The sequence below is a fragment of the Aliidiomarina maris genome (assembly GCF_003987335.1).
GTDB classification, from domain to species: Bacteria; Pseudomonadota; Gammaproteobacteria; order Enterobacterales; family Alteromonadaceae; genus Aliidiomarina; species Aliidiomarina maris.
Window position 1 is genome coordinate 130,207 of the sequence record NZ_PIPK01000006.1, and the last position, 19,208, is coordinate 149,414.

Consider the following 19,208-nt stretch of genomic DNA (forward strand, 5'->3'; position numbering starts at 1 on the left):
TCAGCACTCCAATAGTGCTCCACGAGTTTCATAAACTTATGTTTTTAAAGTATTTTATACATTCTGCATCGGCAAGTAAAAATCGCCCCAACGCCTCACTAAGTCGTTGCATAGACTACACTTAGCGCTAAGTGAACAACATGCAGACAAGAGGCATTGAATGGCAAACACTTCGGTTATCAAATTATTTGCCGCTAGTTGGGTAAAAACCTTGCTGGCAGGTGCGGCTATTTTAAGCGCAACGGCGTGCACCAATGTGTATTACAACGCGATGGAGCGCTTAGGCTACGAAAAGCGCGATATTCTGGTGACTCGGGTTGAACGCTCGCGAGATGCCCAGAGTGATGCCCAGGAAACCTTTCGCAACGCACTTGAACGCTATCAAAGCGTGATTGATACCCCAGACACCGACTTACGCGCGCGCTACGAAGAAGTGCTTGCAGCCTATGACGACAGTGAAGATGCTGCAGCCAACGTGCGCCGCCGCATTAATGACGTCGAGGATGTTGCCGGTGACCTTTTTGACGAGTGGGAAGATGAACTCGACCGCTATACCAATCAAGATTTACGCGCGTCGAGCGAGCGCCAGCTTGGTCAAACCCGCGAGCAATATCAGCGCTTAATCAGCCAAATGCGTCAAACCGAAGAGCGCATGGAGCCAGTGCTACGCGCTTTTGAGGACCAAATGCTGTACTTGCGCCATAACCTCAATGCGCAGGCGATTGGCGCCTTAGAAGGTGAACTAGCGCGCATTCGCAGTGACGTGAATACACTTATCGATAACATGGAAGCGTCGATTCGTGAGTCGGAGGCATTCATTCAACGCCTGCGCAATAATAGTTAAACAAACTGATACAATAGACGGATCTTTACATTTTTATAGTTCGAAAATATTGATCCTTTAATCTCATTGGCTGGTAACTATGAGTATCAGCATAATGACTACGTAAAGGATCAATACGATGGCTGTTTCAGCACCCCCCTCCGCCATGCATCAGGCTTTAAACTGGATTCCTGCTGCGCTACCGAATTGCAAGGTAGAACGCGTGCAGGAACTCAGTAAAATGCGCACCTTAGGTTTGCGCAACTTGAAGCAAATGAGCTGGGACACGGTGCAAGCATTGTCCTATGACCCTCTGACTTCACTGCCAATGGCACGCTTATTTGAAGCGCGCGTCGATTATTTGCTGCAAGAATCGGACAACCCCTTTGCGCTGATTATTATCAACTGCCAGAAATTTCGCTTAGTCAATGAAATCTACGGTCGCGAAGTCGCTAACTATGTATTGCGTTTACTTGCCCGCAGATTCAGCAAACTTGACCAACCGAGTGTGTTCTGTGCGCGATTACGTGATGATCGCTTCGGCTTTATCGTCAATAAGGCCCATCGTCACTTAGCCGATGACTTTATTGAGCACTTACAACAGGTATTGGCCAAGCCAATGCGTTTTCGTGGGCAGCGCTATCAGCTTGGTTTTGCCATGGGCATTCATTGGCGCCAGCAGAATGAAGAACAAAGCGCGCAAGATTTAATTCTAGACGCTGAAACTACCCTGGCTCATGCACGCTCAAAAGCGAGCCAAGAGGTTGTCGCGGTATTTGAACACCCACTCGTGACGCAAAGCAACGAAGCCAGCTTAGCCGAGCAACTCGCGTTACAGTTAGACTCTGATACATTGCCAATTAAAGTCTTTCCGGTCATCAATTTACGCACGCATGCGAAATATAGTTACCAAGCAGTGCCGTGTTTGCTCGACAATGGCGAAGAAGTGCCGTTAGACATTACGTTCAAACTGGCTGAGCGCCACGGCTTAATGTTGAAGCTAACGCAGTACGTGGTTGACCGCGCCATAGAGCAGCTTGGCGCCCTCTATCAACAAGCCGCTATGTACTTATCGGTTAAAGTAAGCCGTTTGGATATGAATAACTGCGAGTTGATGGAAGCGACCTATCAAACGTTGCAAAAGTCGAACCTGCCAGCGCACAAATTTAAGTTTGAGTTGCATGAAGAGATGCGTAGCACCGAGTGGCAGGACGCCATTAACGATATTTTTGAGTTAGCTCAGGCCGACTGCCCGCGCCAGTTTAAACGCGCGCGCGCCTCAGCAAAGCCATTGAACAAAAGCCAAATTCAAATCAACAAAGTGGTCTGGTTACATGCAAGCTTAATTAAGCGGGTGCAATACCACCCGCAACAACAGCGGATTTTACGCACTGTGATTGATCTTGCCCGTTCTCACGGCGTTGATGTGATGCTAGACGGGTTAGAAGATGCCAAAGACGCCGAATTAGGTCTCGACTTAGGCATTTTATTTGGTCAGGGCTGCGCATTTGGCAACCCTGAGTCAATTATTCTGCCGGCGTGTCGCCCAAAATAACGGCAAGTTTTTGCGTTAGCGCTGGGCGCTTTGAATACGAAGTTGCCCAGGCTCAACGCTGATATCTAAACCTAATTGCTGCAGCAAACGGTAGCGCGAATCTTCGGGGTCAAAGCGATACACCGGGTTTTGCTCCAGCCAGTCGTGAATGAGTGCATACACTTCTTGGTTTAACCCCTGCAGTTGCAGTTGGCCAAAGCCAGTATCTATCATCGAATCATCCAAGGTTACGCCAGTTACATAAATGGCATGGTCGGCAGCGCTGTAACGCGGCGCCCCAGACATGGTGAGACGGATGCCGACTGGGTACTCACGCCCAAACATCGACGCATTCACACTCGAAGCGGTACGTACCTGAACTTTGCCATCGCCATTTTCATCAATGCCAATGCCTAACTCATCCACGGTTAAGCGTGCACTGGCGCCAAGCATCGTAATGGTTAAATTTTGCTTAGCTAACTCGCTTTTGGCGATTTCTTCCAGCTCTTCAGCCCCAATGGTGTAGTTGATTAACTGCCCCATCTGCGCGCAAGCAACGGTGGTAACGGCTACCAACGCAGCGGCTACTGCCCATAAACCTCGACGTTTCATTTGCATATCATGTGTCCTACACAAGGCTTTCTACTAACAACAATTGCGGATTCGATAACCGCGCAAGGGTAAAAGTTCAATGTTCACTGTGAGTTTAATTGGCTACGAAGATATACCGTTATGCCGCGCCAGTTGCTCCATGACCAGCGTTTCGCGCTCAATTGAAATCCCCATAGTGCCACGCTTACTTTGCATGACCGCGCGATTGTGGGCAATAGCGTCAGCTAAATCAATCCAGCATACTTGCATGCCGTTGTTTACTTCATAGGTTTCCAATTGATTGGCGACCAAATTTTCACGCAAATGGCAATGAAACCACTCGGACACCTGAAACATCAGGTCATAACCCGAGCGCCAGGTCGGCATATATTCAGTGACATGACCAAAGGAAGCACTGATATCAATCGCAGCAGCCCCTGCTTCTTCACGCATTTCACGTTGCAGCGCATCTGCCGCTGACTCATGGCTATCAATACCACCGCCTGGAAAGCTATAGTCGTCGTACCTCTCGGTGTACATCAACAGAATTTTTTCATCACTGGAGCGAATAATAATGCCCCGCACGGCTTGGCGCTTAAGTAACTGCAATGGCGCCAGCAATGGTTCACTGGCAGCCGACAACGGGTACTTGAGCACCTCTTCGTCAACACCTGCTTGCTGCGCAAGTGCTACCGCTTTAGGATGTATTAAGTGGCTAATAAGCGGCATACTACGCGCCACTCCTTTCGATTCGGGGTTACATTCGAATTTGATAATACCTTGGCCCCAGCTAAAAATGAAGGTGAATTGAATAGGTGAAGCATGCCCTTTGAATTAAGACAACTCAGCTGGCATAAGCGTCGACGCGCTACTGAGGCGCCAAAGCCTGTGAGCTTTAAGGTCGATGATTTTAAAAAGCAGGCAAATCATTTTTGTCGCGTACATGTCACTTTTGACAACGGTGACGTCGCGCAACTGCAAGGCCGTGTGAGCCAAAATCCAGTCAATTTAACTTGGTCGGTCAATGCAATTAATGCCCATGGCCAGGCAGTTTTCCTTAAGTGGGTCGACGACGATGCTTAAAAAGCAAGTGATGTTATTTACGTAACACCTCACTTAGGGGTTTTAGCTTAGGAATATGCGAAACCACGACCATTATCACGGTCATCAGCGGAACGGCTAATAGAATACCCACCGGCCCCCAAAGAAAGCCCCAGAAGAAAATGGAAATAAAAATGATGACCGGGTTAACCGCTAAGCGTTGGCCGTGAATATAAGGTTCAAGGAAAAAGCCAACCACTGAAATCAAGAGTAGGAAAGTACCTGGTACGATGGCGATCATCAGCAGGTCGTCAAAGGTCGCAACCGACACCACCACCAACAAGCCAACCCCAAGAATACCGCCCACGTAAGGTATAAAACGCGCCAGCGCTGCGATTAAGCCCCATAACACGGGGGTTGGTAAGCCAACTCCCCAAGACACCAGCCCCACAATAATTCCGATAGTCACGTTGACGGAAGTAATCACCCCCAAATAACGTGCGACTTGCTCTTGCCCGGAACGGACAATAGACAGGAATATCTGGCGCTTGGACCGACCCATTTGATGCGCTAAATTGCGTACCAAAGTGTCGCCACTGACCAGTAAAAAGTAAGTCAACGCCAACGCCAGGGCCAAGCCAGATACGCCGCTTTGCGCCGCTGCAAACACACGATGCTGCCATAGTTCGCTTTCATGCACGACCACAGTTGGGTCTTCAGTGCCTTCGACTTCGCCATCGACTTCAGATTGAATTTCTTCTGCTGATTCCTGCAACTTTTCAATATCTTGTTGCAGCTCGCCGCGCCCTTGCAAAATACGCTCGACAGCCTCCGGCGCCTCTTCTGCCCACTGGGTCAATGGCGCAAAAATGCCGTAACCAATACCACCAATTGCTGCCACCACAGTTAGCATTAACACAAGCCCGCTAAGCGCCCGAGGCATGCGTAAATGTTTGGCGCACCAAGCCACCGCAGGTGACACTAAAAGGCTTAATAACAGTGCAAATACCAGCGGTAGTAAAATATCACTGGCGATGAATAAGGTATAAAGAATCGCTAAGGTAAATAAACCATAAATAGGCGTACTTAAGTCCTGGCGTTGAATGACTGAAACAAGCTTAGAGGTTGATGATTGCTGTTCATGCGCTTGCTCACCGTCCGGTTGGCTGGATTCCGGTTGGCTGGACGATGTATTGTGTTGTTGATTATGTTCCGACATGGGTACCACCTAGCTCTTAAGTAACCTCTAATATAGGCGATAAGCGCCAAAATACCCAACTAGCGGCCCTTAAAGTTGCTATTTCGACGTTGACCAAACACCTTGCGGTTGTTACCTGTCGGTGGCGCAACCATGGGCTTCTTGTGGTATCGTCGACGAATCCAATTAATCGCGCGTAACATGCCAGGGCGTAAAATAAACCAACGTTCTAAGCGGTACTTACCCGGCACGTCTGACAAAATCATCGCCACCATCATCGTTAGTAAACCTTGCCCCGGCAGCACTAGCATCAGGATGCCTGCCAACATGAGTACCACAGCAACCATATTGCGTAGAATTTGTAACCATCTTGACGTGTAATGACGGCGGCGAATACGATGCGCAGCAAGAAAGTAATCCGCCGGCATTTGTACCAATAGAATAGGCACCAACACCAAAGACACGATAGCCAGCAGCGCACTAATCGAAGCTATCAGCACTAAGTAAGGTTGCAACCACTCTACAAGGGTATTAAAGCTTGGCATTAATCACCGCGCTGATACAGTTCAACAAATTGGGCACCCACCCGCTTGCCATGTAAATAGCCTTTGCGCAGACTCGCGGTATTACGCGACAAGCGACCTACGCGAAATTCTCTACCCGGCGCCAGCATGCGTACCTTGCAATCCTCTGGTGGCGTATCAATAAAATCCAGGGAACGATTATAGTGTTCAAAGCGCAGCTTAGTCGCACGCGCAAGGGCAGGTTTGCGCCCTAACACAAGGTTCATAAAGGTCTTATTCGCCGGCCGTTTTCGGTAGCCATGGCTTTGCGACAAAATTACCGTAATGTCCTTGGCTCCCCAACGGTAAGCAGTTTCCACTGGGATCGAATCGCTCAAGCCGCCGTCCGCCATCGCCATACCTTTGACCTCTGGGTAATCTTTATAAGCTATCGGAATCGCACAGGTCGCCGACAGCAACTCACCCATGTTTTCCAAAGTGATTTCGCTATAACACGGCTTGCCATCACGAATACGAGTAGAAACGACATACAACGGAATACCGCGCGCGTGCAAAGCTTGTTCATTCAGCACCACATCACGCACTGAATGTTCAATTAACCACTTCACATCAGTTAAATGACCACCTGTCATCGCACGGCGAAAATTAATGAACTCGGGTCGAGTGGCATGGCTTTGAAACACTTTATAGGTACGTTGGTAATCACCCGACAAATAGCTCAATGCTGCCGTCGAGCCTGCTGACACGCCAATGACAAAGTCAAACGGATAGAAATCGGCTTCGATAAATGCGTCCAGCACCCCTGCAGCAAAAATGCCACGCATCGCGCCGCCTTCAACGACCAAGGCTCGATGCCCGGAAGGCTTTTGTGGTAACAACATATTTCACCCCAATACTTAGCGCCTAGCCGTTCAGCTTAGCTTAGGTTTAAGATGGTGCTGCGAGCTGCAAGTTCCGCGCGTCTTCTGTGCGCAAAATTAGCGTAACAGTAGCAGAGGTTTGTGACTGCTTAATAACAACCGATTGGTATGGCTACCAACGAAGAACTCGCGAATTCGGGAATGACCATACGCCCCCATGACAATGACGTCGCAGTTTTCATTATCGGCATATTCAAGCAATGTCGTTTCCACGTCACCTTGCTCAAGGGCCATGGTCACGACGAACTGTTGATGCTGCAATTGCGTACGCGCCCATTCGAGTTCAGCTAAGTTATCGTGGTTCTCGGCGCCCACCATCACCACGTGGACAGGCATGCCCGCAAACAAAGGACTGCCTGCCACCATATCCACCGCTTTACGCGCCGTGGCACTGCCATCGAAGGCTAACATAATGGTTTTGGGTGGCGTAAATGATTGAGGAATCACCCACACCGGACGCTCAACCGCACGAATCACACGTTCAACCTGATGGCCAATATGCTGGCCAATACCGGGGCCATGTCGACCTTGCTTGCCAATCACGTATAATCGCGTGTCGGCTTGGATCTCGAGTAAACTATCAACTAAGTCCCCATGACGCTGGCGCGTTTCAATAGGTGCCGCTTGTTGGTTGGCTAAATGACGCTGCGCCGCATCAAGTACCATCAAGCCCTGGCGGCGCGCCAGTTTGGCACGCTTTTCTTCAATTTCTGCCAGTTCTAACAATAGCGACTGCCGCGTATCCACCCCAATACTGCCACTAAAATCAACATCGGTAGGTGTGCGCACATCGTCTAACACGTTTAACAATACCAGCTGATTACCCAAGCGCTGCGCCGCCCATGCGGCATAATCACAGACACTTTGAGTCAGCCCACTGCCATCAATACATGCAACGGTTTGAATAGTCATTGCAAGCTCCTTGAACCTGTCAGGTTATTAGTGATTGTCTATCAGTTTAGCAGCTGCCTCGGGATCATTCGCACTACCGAACTTATCCACCACGGTTTTGGTCGCTTCGTTCATACCAAATATTTCGACATCAGTGCCTTCACGGCGAAATTTTATGACGACTTTGTCCAGCGATGCGACCGCAGTAATATCCCAGAAATGTGCGGTATTGAGGTGAATTTCCACTTTTTCAATCGCCTCTTTGAAGTCGAACGACTCAATAAACTTCTCAGCCGACGAGAAAAAGACTTGGCCGACGACATCGTAACGACGTGTCTGCTTGTCCGCCGATAAAGTTGAGGTGACATGCATATAGTTGCCCACTTTGGCGGCAAAAAATACAGCTGCGAGCAACACACCAACGAATACGCCATAGGCCAGATTGTGCGTCCACACCACGACCACAACGGTGCTAACCATGACAATATTGGTACTAATCGGCAATCGTTTGAGGTCTTTAAATGAACCCCAATTAAAGGTGCCAATGGATACCATTGTCATCACAGCCACCAACGCAGCCATTGGAATTAACGACACATAGTCACTTAAAAACACCACCAATATAATTAAGAAAACACCCGCAACCAACTGCGACAGCCGCCCACGACCACCAGACTTAACGTTAATTACCGATTGTCCAATCATCGCACAACCTGCCATACCACCCATGAAACCTGCACCGATATTCGCGATGCCTTGGCCGCGACATTCTTTATTCCGGTCAGTTTTAGTATCGGTTAAGTCATCCACAATGGTTTGGGTCATCATTGATTCAAGTAAACCCACCACGGCAAGTGGCACGGCATAAGGCAAAATGATCAGTAAGGTGTCTACATTAAGCGGCACGTCTGGCCATAAGAATACGGGCAAAGTATCAGGTAATTCGCCTTTATCACCGACCGTGGTGATATCCAGTCCTAACCATACTGACACGATAGTGAGCAGTACAATGCATACCAAAGGTGATGGCACCGCTTTGGTTAGCAACGGCAAGCCATAAATAATACCTAAACCAGCCGCAGCCATTGCATACACGTGCCAAGTAACATTCACCAGTTCAGGCACCTGGGCTAAAAATATCAAAATCGCTAAGGCGTTGACGAAACCTATGACCACGGAACGAGAAACAAAGCGCATCAACTTACCCAGCTTTAATACCCCGAAAATAATTTGCAGCACACCAGTTAACACAGTTGCTGCAAGCAAGTATTCGAGCCCATGTTCGCTAACCAGGGTCACCATTAATAGCGCCATCGCCCCAGTGGCTGCCGAAATTTGACCCGGTCGACCACCGACAAAGGCCATAATCACGCAGATACAAAATGATGCATATAATCCGACTGTAGGGTCCACCCCAGCAATAATTGAAAATGCGATGGCCTCAGGAATGAGTGCCAGCGCAACAGCCATACCAGCAAGCACGTCAGCGCGCACGTTGAACAACCAAGTTTGTTTAAATTGGGACCACATAATAAAATTCCTGAAAAATACATATTTTTAACAGTTTTGCGCACAAATAATGGCTCAAAAATAATTCACTGTTAAAATTTGACTAAAAATCACTCGTAGGAGTTTACTGCATAATGCAGAGACCTCGGCTTCTGTAGCTGGAAGCAAGGCAAAGGAGACATAGATAAACTATGAAAATGAAAGGTTGGCTAGGGTGGCGTAAGTAACACGATAAAAATCCTAGTTATAATTGACCAATATGGTTTGCGCCGCGCATACTACGTGAAATTAGCTCATTAAACAACCAAGTGAAAGGAACACCGAATTCATGACTTTGCACACCCTTGTAGGTACCACATCTGGTAACACGGAATACTTGGCCGAGCAACTCAACCAATGGCTTGAGACTAAAGGGGTAAGTACCCAATTGCATGATTATCCAAATATTCAAGAGGTGCCATTAAGCCAAAGCGCTTGGTTGGTATGTGTCGCTACCCATGGTGCTGGCGAGTACGCTGAAAGCATTGATCAATTTATGCAGGATTTAGCCAACCAAAAACCAGATTTGAGTACGGTAAAAGTCGCTGTATTAAGTATCGGCGATTCAAGCTACGACACCTTTTGCCAAGCAGGAATTGATGCGCAAAGTCTGTTTGAGAATCTCGGCGCACAGATCGTCGGTGAGCGGTTAGACATTGATATGATGCTGGATCCGGATCCCGAAGTGAGCGCCCAAGCTTGGCTTGCCACTTTATACGATCGACTTATTTAACCCACAAAGCATAACTTTACTCCACAGCTCAGCAACCCAGATATCTTGATCAAAGGCGCTTTTAATGATCTTATTCACAGCTTACACGCAGGTAAATCAAGCTTTGCTATAAGCTGTGGATAGATCCTGATCAAAGCTGTGATCTCACAGGGGGATGAAATTGGGGATAAATGTCAATGTGCATAACTCGCTTTTTATCCCACTGGTTACCCCCGCAAAAGATCGCTGGTTATGCACACTGATCATGATCGCGTAAGATCCTGATCTTGTGACGCAAATCACGCTTATACACAGAAATCATCAGAGCTAATAAAACAACTAATAAAGAGATCTAAATAAATAAAGATCTATATATACCGATCTTAAGTTACCTCCGCTCTAGCACATACCAAAGCTTCACCAAACCTGCACAAGTAAAGTCGCAATGCTGATCAAACAAGCATTTCGCTCAGGTCAATAAAGGTGTAAAATAGCGACCCTTAAGCGATCAAACGATCGCAACCATTTGATCAACCAGGTACACAACTTATGACACAAGATTTTGATGTGATCGTCATCGGCGGTGGTCATGCGGGTACAGAGGCCGCATTGGCTAGTGCACGTATGGGTCAACACACACTATTGCTGACACACAACATCGATACACTAGGTCAAATGTCGTGTAACCCAGCGATCGGTGGTATTGGTAAAGGCCATTTAGTAAAAGAAATTGATGCCATGGGTGGTGTAATGGCCCATGCTGCTGATCATGCAGGTATTCAATTTCGTACTTTGAATGCATCGAAAGGCCCTGCAGTGCGTGCTACACGCGCCCAAGCAGATCGCGCCCTATATCGCGCGTATATTCGTCAAACCTTAGAACATCAGCCGAATCTAAAAATCTTCCAGCAAGCTTGTGATGATCTAATTGTTGAAAGCACCGGCCAAGGCCAACGCGTTACCGGTGTAATCACCCAAATGGGCCTAAAATTTACTGCACGCAGTGTGGTATTAACGGTAGGGACTTTTTTAGGTGGTCAAATTCATATTGGTTTGAGTAATTACCGTAGTGGTCGCGCAGGCGATCCTCCCTCCATTGCTTTAGCCGACCGTTTACGTGAATTACCATTACGGGTTGATCGTTTAAAAACGGGTACACCACCGCGCATTGACGCCAACACTATTGATTTCTCAGTGATGCAGGAACAACCCGGTGATTTTCCAACGCCACAATTTTCATTCATGGGTAAACCGGAAGATCATCCGCGTCAAATTAGCTGCTTCATTACCCATACCAACGCGAATACCCACGATATTATTCGCGCTGGTTTAGATCGCTCACCGATGTATTCAGGGGTGATTGAAGGCATTGGTCCACGCTATTGCCCGTCGATTGAAGACAAAGTCAATCGTTTTGCAGATCGTGACAGCCATCAAATTTTCGTTGAACCTGAAGGTCTTAATTGCACCGAAGTGTATCCAAATGGCATTTCAACCAGCTTACCATTTGATGTTCAGCAAGCACTTGTGCACTCCATTCGTGGTTTTGAAAACGCGCACATTACGCGTCCGGGTTATGCGATTGAATATGATTTCTTCGACCCGCGTGATTTAAAACCATCCTTAGAAACCAAACACATTGATGGTTTGTTCTTTGCAGGACAAATTAATGGCACCACTGGCTATGAAGAAGCTGGCGCACAAGGCTTGATTGCAGGCATGAACGCAGCGCTTCAAGTGCAAGGCAAGGAATCTTGGACACCACGACGTGATGAAGGCTATATCGGCGTATTGATTGACGATTTGGCTACCCTTGGTACCAAAGAACCCTACCGCATGTTTACGTCACGAGCTGAATATCGTTTATTACTACGTGAAGACAATGCCGATCGTCGCTTAACCGAAAAAGCACGTGAATTAGGCTTAGTGCCAGACGCTCGCTGGGCTCGGTTCGTTGAGAAAATGGAAAACATTGAGCTTGAACAGCAGCGTTTACGCAGTTCATGGGTGCATAAAGATCACGCTGCAACCAGTGAACTTAACCCGATGCTAAAAAGCCCAATCAGCAAAGAAGTGAATTTGGAAGAGCTATTGCGTCGTCCTGAAGTCACGTATAACGATCTGATGTCGATCGACAGTTTAGGCCCACGTTTGGAAGACAAACAAGCGGCAGAGCAAGTCGAAATTCAGACCAAATACGCTGGATATATTGCGCGTCAGCAAGATGAAATTGCTAAAGCCATGCGCCATGAACATACGCCACTACCTAAAGGCTTTGATTACAAGACAATTTCAGGCCTTTCCAATGAGGTGGTTGCAAAACTTAGTGAACATCAGCCACAAACCGTCGGCCAAGCCGGACGAATTTCAGGCATTACCCCAGCGGCTATCTCAATGTTGCTGGTACATCTGAAAAAGCAGGGGTTATTGCGTAAGAAAAGCGCATAACCCTGGCGAACGGCGAGCTGTTTACTTAAAGTTTACCCGCACGGCCCTAGCGGCCGTTCACCTTCAAGGAATACTATGAAACACGCAGTACCAGATGCGCAGGTGTTGCGCAAACAACTAGTGGCTTTAATTGACCAAACGTCACTGCGAGTGACCGGGCATCAAATTGACCAGTTAATCGCCTTAGTGCTGCTACTCAACAAATGGAACAAGGCGTATAACCTAACGTCAGTGCGGGATCCGTCACAGATGCTGGTGCGGCACATCATGGACAGCATCTTGGTGGCCCCTTATGTCACTGGCAATCAGGTCGCGGACGTTGGCACAGGCCCGGGCTTACCCGGTTTACCCCTTGCGATCATGCACCCAGACAAGCAGTTTGTGTTGATTGACAGTCTTGGTAAACGGATGAACTTTATTCGTCAGGTTGTGCACCAGCTAGGCTTAAATAATGTCGTTGCGGTGCAAAGCCGGGTGGAAGATTACACCCCTGAAACGCCATTTAGCTGTGTATTAAGCCGTGCGTTTGCCTCACTTGCAGATATGTTGAGCTGGTGTCATCATTTACCTGCTGACACGGGCCATTTTGTTGCCTTAAAAGGGCAACTAGACACCCAAGAGTTAGCTCAAATACCTGCTGGTTTTGAAGTTGTAGCGACCCCTCGCATTGAAGTACCGCAGTTAGACGCTGAGCGTCACGTGGTCGACGTTCGCCCACGTAGTGCTTAATCACGACAATTTGTTATCATAGCGCGGTTCAGGTATAAGCCTTAAAATGTAGTGGCGCGGATGCAACAACACGAGAAAGAGGCAGCTTTGGGTAGAGTTATCGCGGTAGCGAATCAAAAAGGTGGCGTTGGTAAGACCACCACAGCGGTTAATTTGGCTGCGTCCATGGCCGCAACACGCCGAAAAGTTCTATTAATCGACTTAGACCCACAGGGTAATGCCACCATGGGTAGCGGGGTTGATAAGTATAATGTCGCCACCACTGCGTTTGACTTATTTGTCGAAGATAAGCCAGTCGACGAAGTCCTGGTGCATTGCGAGGCGGTGAAATACGACCTTATCGCTGCCAATAGTGACGTGACTGCCGCTGAAATTAAGTTAATGGAAGTATTTGCGCGTGAAACCAAGTTGCGCCGAGCACTTGAGCCTGTGCGCGACAAGTACGATTTTATCTTTATCGATTGCCCGCCTTCACTGAATTTACTGACGGTGAACGCCATGGCGGCGGCCGATGCCGTGATGGTGCCAATGCAGTGCGAATATTATGCGTTGGAAGGCTTAACGGCGTTAATGGACACGATTGAACAGCTAGCGGCTGTGGTGAACCCTGAGCTTAGTATTGAAGGTATTTTGCGGACTATGTATGACCCGCGCAATCGGTTAGCTAACGACGTGTCTGAACAGCTGAAAAACCATTTTGGCAACAAAGTATATCGCACCGTGATTCCGCGTAATGTGCGTCTTGCCGAAGCACCAAGTTTTGGTGCGCCAGTGATGTACTATGATAAATCATCCACTGGCTCGAAAGCATATTTAGCCCTTGCAGGCGAAGTGATTCGACGTGCCGAAGAGGCGCAAAAAGCGGCGAAATCTCAAGCCGCACAAGCCTAATACAACAAACAAGAACAGTTAAAAGGTTACTTAGGATGTCAGCGAAAAAACGTGGTTTAGGACGAGGCTTAGGCGCATTGTTGTCCGACAGTGCGAGTGCTAATGCACGTCAAGAACAGCGCCAACAAGCCCTTGAACAACAAGCTATTCCTGAAGTGGCCGCTGACAAAGGTGAACTGCGTAAATTACCGGTTGAGTTTTTACAGCCGGGTCGCTACCAACCGCGAAAAGACATGGCACCGGATGCGCTGGAAGATTTAGCAAACTCAGTGCGTGCCCAGGGCATTATTCAGCCAGTGGTCGTACGTGAAATCGGTCCTGATCAATTCGAAATTATCGCGGGTGAACGTCGTTGGCGCGCTGCGCAACTGGCTGGTTTAGACACCATTCCTTGTTTGGTCAAAGACGTTTCAGACGAAGCCACTGTGGCGATAGCGTTGATTGAGAACATTCAGCGTGAAGACCTCAACGCGATGGAAGAAGCCACCGCACTGCAACGTCTACTTGATGAATTTAATATGACACACCAAGGCGTGGCGGATGCGGTGGGCAAATCACGTACCACGGTCACCAATTTACTGCGCCTTAATCAGCTTAATGATGAAGTCAAAACCTTGCTTGAGCGCGGTGATATTGAACTTGGCCATGCGAAAGTGTTACTTGCCATTGAAGGCGAAGTGCAAAGCGATCTTGCTCGCGTCATCGTGGCGAAAGGCTTGACCGTACGTGAAGCAGAAAAGTTAGTCAATAAGGCGCTAAATCCAGCCGCCGATAAGACCCCAGCGCAGCCTGACCCGAATGTACAGGCATTGGAATCGCGTTTAAGCGAAACCTTGGGCGCGAATGTGAGTATTTCCCATAACCGTAAGGGCAAAGGCAAGGTCGTGATCAACTACGCCAGCCTTGATGAACTTGACGGGATTCTTGCGCATATCAAATAAGCCGAATAATTGCCCTGCAAGTCGTTGAATCTTTGTTAGTTACTAAGTGGTTTAGTAAAGTAACTCGCGGCCTCGCAAGGTGAACCCTTAGCCGATAAAGTTGCAATTTGCGCGCGAAACTTTATACTCCACCGAGTTTTTGCGCGCAGGTCTGTGTCCATTCCAGCACCCGCGCTCGGTCAGAACGCAGGAAACCTTCAATGCCAAGGCCAGCCCAAACCAAGATAAATGCTAAAGGGCGCCGCATTGCGCAGCGTTTGCTGACCATACAATGTATTGTGGCTGTCGTGTTAATCAGCGTGTTTGGGGTCATTGCCGGCATTCAAGGTGCCATCAATGCGCTAGCTGGAGCTCTCTCTGGTTTAATTCCCAACAGTATTTTTGCATTACTGGCGTTTAAGTTCAGTGGTGCGCGCTCGGCACATAGTGTCGTCAGCAGTTTTTTAGCCGGTGAAGCATTAAAAATTATGCTTTCGATGGTGTTGTTAATCATTGCGTTAATTTTTCTGGATGGACCTATGCTACCCCTGTTCATCGTGTTCGCAACGATTCATATGATGCACTTACTGGCACCGATTTTACTTTTAAAAACTAACTAAATTGGGTTGTTAACATGGCTGCAAATGGAAACATTACAGTCCAAGGGTACATCAACCACCACTTAAGCGACATGACCGTCGGTGAAGGCTTCTGGGCCATTAACCTCGGCGCTTTGGGTTGGTCGATTATTCTTGGTTCGTTATTTGTCATTAGTTTCGCGATGGTGGGCCGTAAAGCCACCACCGGCGTGCCTGGAAAGTTTCAGTGCTTCGTCGAGATGATCGTTGAGTTCGTCAGCGGTTCAGTGCGTGAAACCTTCCACGTTAAAGATCGCTTAATTGCACCTGTGGCATTAACCATTTTCATGTGGATTTTCTTAATGAACCTCATGAAGCTGGTGCCGGTTGATTGGTTCCCTACCCTTGCGGGTATGGTCGGTCTACTTGTCAATTCAAGCGCATTGCCAGAATACGCGCAGGGTTATTCCTACCTTGAGCAAGTTATGGCGCACCCTTGGAGCTACTTGAAAATCGCTCCGACCACTGACTTGAACATCACCATGGGCTTAGCGCTGGGTGTATTCGTGCTCATCATCGGCTACTCGATTCGCTATAAAGGCGTTGGCGGGTTCGCTAAAGAGCTGAGCTTAACACCGTTTAACCACTGGGCTTTGATTCCGTTTAACTTAGTTCTTGAGCTAGTTACGTTAGTCGCCAAACCAGTGTCACTTGGCCTGCGTTTGTTCGGTAACCTGTATGCCGGTGAAGTTATCTTTATTTTGATCGCCATGGTTGGTTTAGCGCAGTTACCACTGCACTTCGCCTGGGCGGTATTCCATATCATGGTTATTTTGCTGCAAGCGTTCATCTTCATGATGTTGACCATCGTGTACTTGAGCATGGCTGCAGAAGACCATTAATAGAAGTTTGATTTAACCTTTATTTTTAACCTTAACTTTAGAAAAACTGGAGAAACCAATGGGTATTGAAACTGCAACTTTGTTCGCTGTAGCTATCATCTTAGCAACTGCTGCACTGTCAACTGCATTAGCATTCGCACTGATGGGCGGTAAGTTCCTTGAAGCTACTGCGCGTCAACCAGAAATGGCTGCACAGTTACAAACCAAAATGTTCATCTTAGCTGGTCTTATCGATGCTATCGCAATGATCGGTGTGGGTATCGCACTATTACTGTTGTTCGCTAACCCGTTTGCATAAGAGTCCCTGTAACCAACTTAAAGGAGGCTCGTTGTGGATATCAACGCAACTCTGATAGGTCAATCGATCGCGATGGTCGTGTTCGTGTGGTTCACCATGAAGTTTGTGTGGCCACCACTGAACAACGCCATTGAAGAGCGTCAGAAGAAAATTGCTGACGGTCTGGCGGCTTCCGAGCGCGCTGAGAAAGACCTTGAAAAAGCACACGAGCAGGTTGCAGCGGAGCTTAACAAAGCCAAAGCTGAAGCCGCTGAAATCATCGAACAAGCGCGCAAACGTGCGAACAAAATTGTTGATGATGAGACTCAGCGTGGCCACGAGGAGCGTGAGAAAATCATTGCTTCCGGTCATGCAGAGATCGTTGCGGAACGTAACCGTGCTCGCGAAGAACTACGTAAGCAGGTCGCTATCCTGGCAGTCGCCGGCGCTGAGAAAATTATTCAGCGCGAAGTGGACGCGGCTAAACAAAGTGACATAGTTGATAAACTGGTCGCTGAACTGTAATCACGGGGGTTGAGCAAATGTCAGATTTGACTACGGTGGCTCGCCCCTATGCGAAAGCAGCTTTTGATTTTGCTGTTGAGCAGGGCGCGCTACAGGAATGGCATGAGATGTTGGTTTTCGCCGCGCAAGTGGCAAGCGACGACACCATGCAGGTTTTCCTGAAGGGCGCCGTTGGCCGTGATAAAGCCACTCAAGTATTTTTGAGTGTCTGCGGTGAACAACTCAACGAGAAAGGCCAGAACTTTATTAAGGTTCTGGCCGCTAACGAACGCTTAAATGCATTACCCGCAGTGCTAGAGACTTTCTCTAGCTTGCGCGCTGACTACGACAATGAAGTCAGTGTTGATGTCACTTCGGCTGTCGCGCTCAGCGATGAGCAGCAAGCGAAGTTAAGTGCCGCGTTAGAAAAACGTCTCGCACGCAAAGTTAAGCTCAATTGTAGTGTAGATCCTGAACTCATGGGTGGCTTGTATATCCAAGCCGGTGACACCGTTATCGACGGTACCCTGAAGAGCCAGCTAACTAAGCTGTCGAACACACTGCAATCATAATCGGGGACGAGAGCATGCAACTGAATTCAAATGAAATTGCAGACCTGATCAAAAAACGAATTGATCAGTTCGAAGTCGTCAGTGAAGCTCGTAACGAAGGTACTATCATCGCTAATACCGACGGTATCATTCGTATCAATGGCCTTGCAGATTGTATGCAAGGTGAAATGATCGAGCTTCCTGGAAATCGTTACGCTATCGCATTGAACCTTGAGCGCGACTCAGTAGGTGCGGTAGTTATGGGTCCTTATGCAGATTTGCAGGAAGGCACCAAAGTTAAATCAACTGGTCGTGTATTGGAAGTTCCAGTAGGCGAAGCGTTATTGGGTCGTGTTGTTAACACCCTTGGCGCACCTATCGATGGCAAAGGCGCGATTGACGCGGCTCGCTTCGAACCAGTTGAAAAAATTGCACCAGGTGTTATCGAGCGTCAGGCCGTTGACCAGCCAATTCAAACTGGTTACAAGTCTATCGACGCCATGATTCCAATCGGCCGTGGTCAGCGTGAGTTGATCATCGGTGACCGTCAAACCGGTAAAACCGCGATTGCAATCGATGCCATCATCAACCAGAAAGGCACTGGCGTTAAGTGTGTGTATGTCGCTATCGGTCAGAAAGCGTCTACTATCGCCAACGTTGTGCGTAAGCTTGAAGAGCACGGCGCATTAGCCCACACCATTATCGTGGCGGCGTCTGCATCTGAGTCTGCAGCATTGCAGTACTTAGCACCTTACTCTGGTTGTACTATGGGTGAATTCTTCCGTGACCGCGGTGAAGACGCTTTGATTATTTATGATGACCTGTCTAAGCAGGCCGTTGCATATCGTCAAATCTCACTATTGTTACGTCGTCCACCAGGACGTGAAGCATTCCCTGGTGACGTATTCTATCTACACAGCCGCTTGCTAGAACGCGCTGCTCGTATTAACGAAGCAGAAGTAGAGCGTTTGACCAATGGTGAAGTGAAAGGCAAAACGGGTTCTTTAACCGCCCTGCCTATCATTGAAACCCAAGCAGGTGACGTATCAGCATTCGTACCAACCAACGTGATTTCAATCACCGACGGTCAGATCTTCTTAGAATCTGACTTGTTTAACGCGGGTATTCGCCCAGCGGTAAACGCCGGTATCTCGGTATCGCGTATCGGTGGTGCAGCACAGACTAAAATCATCAAGAAGTTGGGCGGTGGTATTCGTCTAGCGTTGGCTCAGTATCGTGAATTGGCGGCGTTTGCCCAGTTCGCATCTGACCTTGATGCTGCGACCCGTGAGCAATTAGAGCACGGTCAACGAGTCACTGAGCTGATGAAGCAGAACCAGTATAAGCCGATGAGCGTTGCTGACATGGCAGTGTCTATCTACGCTGCTGAAAAAGGTCATTTAAAAGGCATCGAAATTAGCAAAGTATTGCCATTCGAAGCTGCATTAATTGACTTCATGAACAGCGAATACGCTGAGCTCATGGCTACTATCAATACAACTGGCAATTACAACGACGACATCGACAAGCAGCTTGGTGCTGCTATCGAGAAGTTCAAAACCACCCAAACGTGGTAATTGAGCAGCCGCTTGCGTAGCCACGTAAGCGGCTCCAGTCGTTTAATCG

21 protein-coding genes are annotated in these 19,208 nt (G+C 48.2%); 14 read left to right on the top strand and 7 right to left on the bottom strand.

Annotated elements, in window-relative coordinates; all coding sequences use genetic code 11:
• Positions 1-160: 160 nt before the first annotated feature.
• The gene (locus CWE07_RS08210) at positions 161-844 is read left to right on the top strand and encodes a DUF2959 domain-containing protein (protein WP_111569417.1); all 684 of its coding nucleotides are present in this window, start codon (positions 161-163) and stop codon (positions 842-844) included.
• A gap of 118 nt (positions 845-962) precedes the next feature.
• The gene (locus CWE07_RS08215; RefSeq protein ID WP_111569418.1) at positions 963-2,378 is read left to right on the top strand and encodes an EAL domain-containing protein; all 1,416 of its coding nucleotides are present in this window, start codon (positions 963-965) and stop codon (positions 2,376-2,378) included.
• Positions 2,379-2,393: 15 nt separating this feature from the next.
• On the opposite strand, the gene CWE07_RS08220 is transcribed toward CWE07_RS08215, so the two are convergent.
• Together CWE07_RS08220 and CWE07_RS08225 are read right to left on the bottom strand one after the other, a co-directional pair.
• A complete protein-coding gene (locus CWE07_RS08220; RefSeq protein ID WP_111569419.1) occupies positions 2,394-2,975 on the bottom strand; it encodes a DUF1439 domain-containing protein in 582 nt (193 codons plus the stop codon).
• A 96-nt stretch (positions 2,976-3,071) separates the two neighbouring features.
• A complete protein-coding gene (locus CWE07_RS08225; protein ID WP_111569420.1) occupies positions 3,072-3,677 on the bottom strand; it encodes an NUDIX domain-containing protein in 606 nt (201 codons plus the stop codon).
• 93 nt (positions 3,678-3,770) lie between these two features.
• Between CWE07_RS08225 and CWE07_RS08230 the strand changes: the two genes are divergently transcribed.
• Positions 3,771-4,031, top strand: coding sequence for a hypothetical protein (locus CWE07_RS08230; RefSeq protein ID WP_111569421.1), 261 nt, complete (start codon positions 3,771-3,773; stop codon positions 4,029-4,031).
• A gap of 13 nt (positions 4,032-4,044) precedes the next feature.
• On the opposite strand, the gene CWE07_RS08235 is transcribed toward CWE07_RS08230, so the two are convergent.
• The 5 genes from CWE07_RS08235 to CWE07_RS08255 all read right to left on the bottom strand — a co-directional run bounded on the left by CWE07_RS08235 (position 4,045) and on the right by CWE07_RS08255 (position 9,052).
• Complete coding sequence (locus CWE07_RS08235) at positions 4,045-5,208, bottom strand: AI-2E family transporter (RefSeq protein ID WP_111569422.1); 1,164 nt, start codon at positions 5,206-5,208, stop codon at positions 4,045-4,047.
• A gap of 59 nt (positions 5,209-5,267) precedes the next feature.
• A complete protein-coding gene (locus CWE07_RS08240) occupies positions 5,268-5,732 on the bottom strand; it encodes a hypothetical protein (protein ID WP_181452274.1) in 465 nt (154 codons plus the stop codon).
• Positions 5,732-6,592 carry a patatin-like phospholipase family protein gene (locus tag CWE07_RS08245; protein WP_111569423.1) on the bottom strand — a complete coding sequence of 287 codons (861 nt, stop codon included), beginning with the start codon at positions 6,590-6,592 and terminating at the stop codon, positions 5,732-5,734. The genes CWE07_RS08240 and CWE07_RS08245 overlap by 1 nt, the downstream gene beginning before the upstream one ends.
• 96 nt (positions 6,593-6,688) lie before the next feature.
• Positions 6,689-7,543, bottom strand: a complete 855-nt coding sequence (locus CWE07_RS08250) for a universal stress protein (RefSeq protein WP_111569424.1) — start codon at positions 7,541-7,543, stop codon at positions 6,689-6,691.
• 27 nt (positions 7,544-7,570) lie between these two features.
• The gene (locus CWE07_RS08255) at positions 7,571-9,052 is read right to left on the bottom strand and encodes a SulP family inorganic anion transporter (protein WP_111569425.1); all 1,482 of its coding nucleotides are present in this window, start codon (positions 9,050-9,052) and stop codon (positions 7,571-7,573) included.
• Positions 9,053-9,359: 307 nt separating this feature from the next.
• Between CWE07_RS08255 and CWE07_RS08260 the strand changes: the two genes are divergently transcribed.
• The 11 genes from CWE07_RS08260 to atpA all read left to right on the top strand — a co-directional run bounded on the left by CWE07_RS08260 (position 9,360) and on the right by atpA (position 19,159).
• A complete protein-coding gene (locus CWE07_RS08260) occupies positions 9,360-9,803 on the top strand; it encodes a flavodoxin domain-containing protein (protein ID WP_111569426.1) in 444 nt (147 codons plus the stop codon).
• Positions 9,804-10,331: 528 nt separating this feature from the next.
• The gene (gene mnmG / locus CWE07_RS08265) at positions 10,332-12,230 is read left to right on the top strand and encodes a tRNA uridine-5-carboxymethylaminomethyl(34) synthesis enzyme MnmG (protein WP_111569427.1); all 1,899 of its coding nucleotides are present in this window, start codon (positions 10,332-10,334) and stop codon (positions 12,228-12,230) included.
• Between the two features lie 75 nt (positions 12,231-12,305).
• On the top strand, positions 12,306-12,959 hold the full coding sequence (rsmG, locus tag CWE07_RS08270; RefSeq protein ID WP_198679906.1) for a 16S rRNA (guanine(527)-N(7))-methyltransferase RsmG: 654 nt from the start codon (positions 12,306-12,308) through the stop codon (positions 12,957-12,959).
• A gap of 87 nt (positions 12,960-13,046) precedes the next feature.
• Positions 13,047-13,850, top strand: coding sequence for a ParA family protein (locus tag CWE07_RS08275; protein ID WP_111569465.1), 804 nt, complete (start codon positions 13,047-13,049; stop codon positions 13,848-13,850).
• A gap of 35 nt (positions 13,851-13,885) precedes the next feature.
• Entirely contained in the window at positions 13,886-14,791 is a 906-nt protein-coding gene (locus CWE07_RS08280; protein WP_111569428.1) for a ParB/RepB/Spo0J family partition protein, read from the top strand.
• Positions 14,792-14,991: 200 nt separating this feature from the next.
• On the top strand, positions 14,992-15,390 hold the full coding sequence (locus CWE07_RS08285) for an ATP synthase subunit I (RefSeq protein ID WP_111569429.1): 399 nt from the start codon (positions 14,992-14,994) through the stop codon (positions 15,388-15,390).
• Between the two features lie 14 nt (positions 15,391-15,404).
• Positions 15,405-16,250: a F0F1 ATP synthase subunit A gene (gene atpB / locus CWE07_RS08290; protein WP_111569430.1), complete on the top strand. Its 846-nt coding sequence runs from the start codon at positions 15,405-15,407 to the stop codon at positions 16,248-16,250.
• 58 nt (positions 16,251-16,308) lie between these two features.
• Positions 16,309-16,548 (top strand): F0F1 ATP synthase subunit C, encoded by a 240-nt coding sequence (gene atpE, locus CWE07_RS08295; protein WP_111569431.1) that lies wholly within the window; start codon positions 16,309-16,311, stop codon positions 16,546-16,548.
• 33 nt (positions 16,549-16,581) lie between these two features.
• Positions 16,582-17,052, top strand: a complete 471-nt coding sequence (gene atpF / locus CWE07_RS08300) for a F0F1 ATP synthase subunit B (RefSeq protein ID WP_111569432.1) — start codon at positions 16,582-16,584, stop codon at positions 17,050-17,052.
• 17 nt (positions 17,053-17,069) lie between these two features.
• Positions 17,070-17,603 carry a F0F1 ATP synthase subunit delta gene (gene atpH, locus CWE07_RS08305; RefSeq protein WP_111569433.1) on the top strand — a complete coding sequence of 178 codons (534 nt, stop codon included), beginning with the start codon at positions 17,070-17,072 and terminating at the stop codon, positions 17,601-17,603.
• Between the two features lie 14 nt (positions 17,604-17,617).
• Positions 17,618-19,159: a F0F1 ATP synthase subunit alpha gene (gene atpA, locus CWE07_RS08310; RefSeq protein ID WP_111569434.1), complete on the top strand. Its 1,542-nt coding sequence runs from the start codon at positions 17,618-17,620 to the stop codon at positions 19,157-19,159.
• Positions 19,160-19,208 lie beyond the last annotated feature (49 nt).

Coding starts and splice junctions, on each gene's coding strand:
- atpE (WP_111569431.1), top strand. CDS start 16,309: ATGGGTATTGAAACTGCAACTTTGTTCGCTGTAGCTATCATCTTAGCA.
- mnmG (WP_111569427.1), top strand. CDS start 10,332: ATGACACAAGATTTTGATGTGATCGTCATCGGCGGTGGTCATGCGGGT.
- CWE07_RS08250 (WP_111569424.1), bottom strand. CDS start 7,543: ATGACTATTCAAACCGTTGCATGTATTGATGGCAGTGGGCTGACTCAA.
- CWE07_RS08225 (WP_111569420.1), bottom strand. CDS start 3,677: ATGCCGCTTATTAGCCACTTAATACATCCTAAAGCGGTAGCACTTGCG.
- CWE07_RS08220 (WP_111569419.1), bottom strand. CDS start 2,975: ATGCAAATGAAACGTCGAGGTTTATGGGCAGTAGCCGCTGCGTTGGTA.
- CWE07_RS08215 (WP_111569418.1), top strand. CDS start 963: ATGGCTGTTTCAGCACCCCCCTCCGCCATGCATCAGGCTTTAAACTGG.
- CWE07_RS08240 (WP_181452274.1), bottom strand. CDS start 5,732: ATGCCAAGCTTTAATACCCTTGTAGAGTGGTTGCAACCTTACTTAGTG.
- rsmG (WP_198679906.1), top strand. CDS start 12,306: ATGAAACACGCAGTACCAGATGCGCAGGTGTTGCGCAAACAACTAGTG.
- CWE07_RS08230 (WP_111569421.1), top strand. CDS start 3,771: ATGCCCTTTGAATTAAGACAACTCAGCTGGCATAAGCGTCGACGCGCT.
- atpH (WP_111569433.1), top strand. CDS start 17,070: ATGTCAGATTTGACTACGGTGGCTCGCCCCTATGCGAAAGCAGCTTTT.
- atpA (WP_111569434.1), top strand. CDS start 17,618: ATGCAACTGAATTCAAATGAAATTGCAGACCTGATCAAAAAACGAATT.
- CWE07_RS08210 (WP_111569417.1), top strand. CDS start 161: ATGGCAAACACTTCGGTTATCAAATTATTTGCCGCTAGTTGGGTAAAA.
- CWE07_RS08280 (WP_111569428.1), top strand. CDS start 13,886: ATGTCAGCGAAAAAACGTGGTTTAGGACGAGGCTTAGGCGCATTGTTG.
- CWE07_RS08260 (WP_111569426.1), top strand. CDS start 9,360: ATGACTTTGCACACCCTTGTAGGTACCACATCTGGTAACACGGAATAC.
- CWE07_RS08235 (WP_111569422.1), bottom strand. CDS start 5,208: ATGTCGGAACATAATCAACAACACAATACATCGTCCAGCCAACCGGAA.
- atpB (WP_111569430.1), top strand. CDS start 15,405: ATGGCTGCAAATGGAAACATTACAGTCCAAGGGTACATCAACCACCAC.
- CWE07_RS08255 (WP_111569425.1), bottom strand. CDS start 9,052: ATGTGGTCCCAATTTAAACAAACTTGGTTGTTCAACGTGCGCGCTGAC.
- CWE07_RS08245 (WP_111569423.1), bottom strand. CDS start 6,592: ATGTTGTTACCACAAAAGCCTTCCGGGCATCGAGCCTTGGTCGTTGAA.
- CWE07_RS08285 (WP_111569429.1), top strand. CDS start 14,992: ATGCCAAGGCCAGCCCAAACCAAGATAAATGCTAAAGGGCGCCGCATT.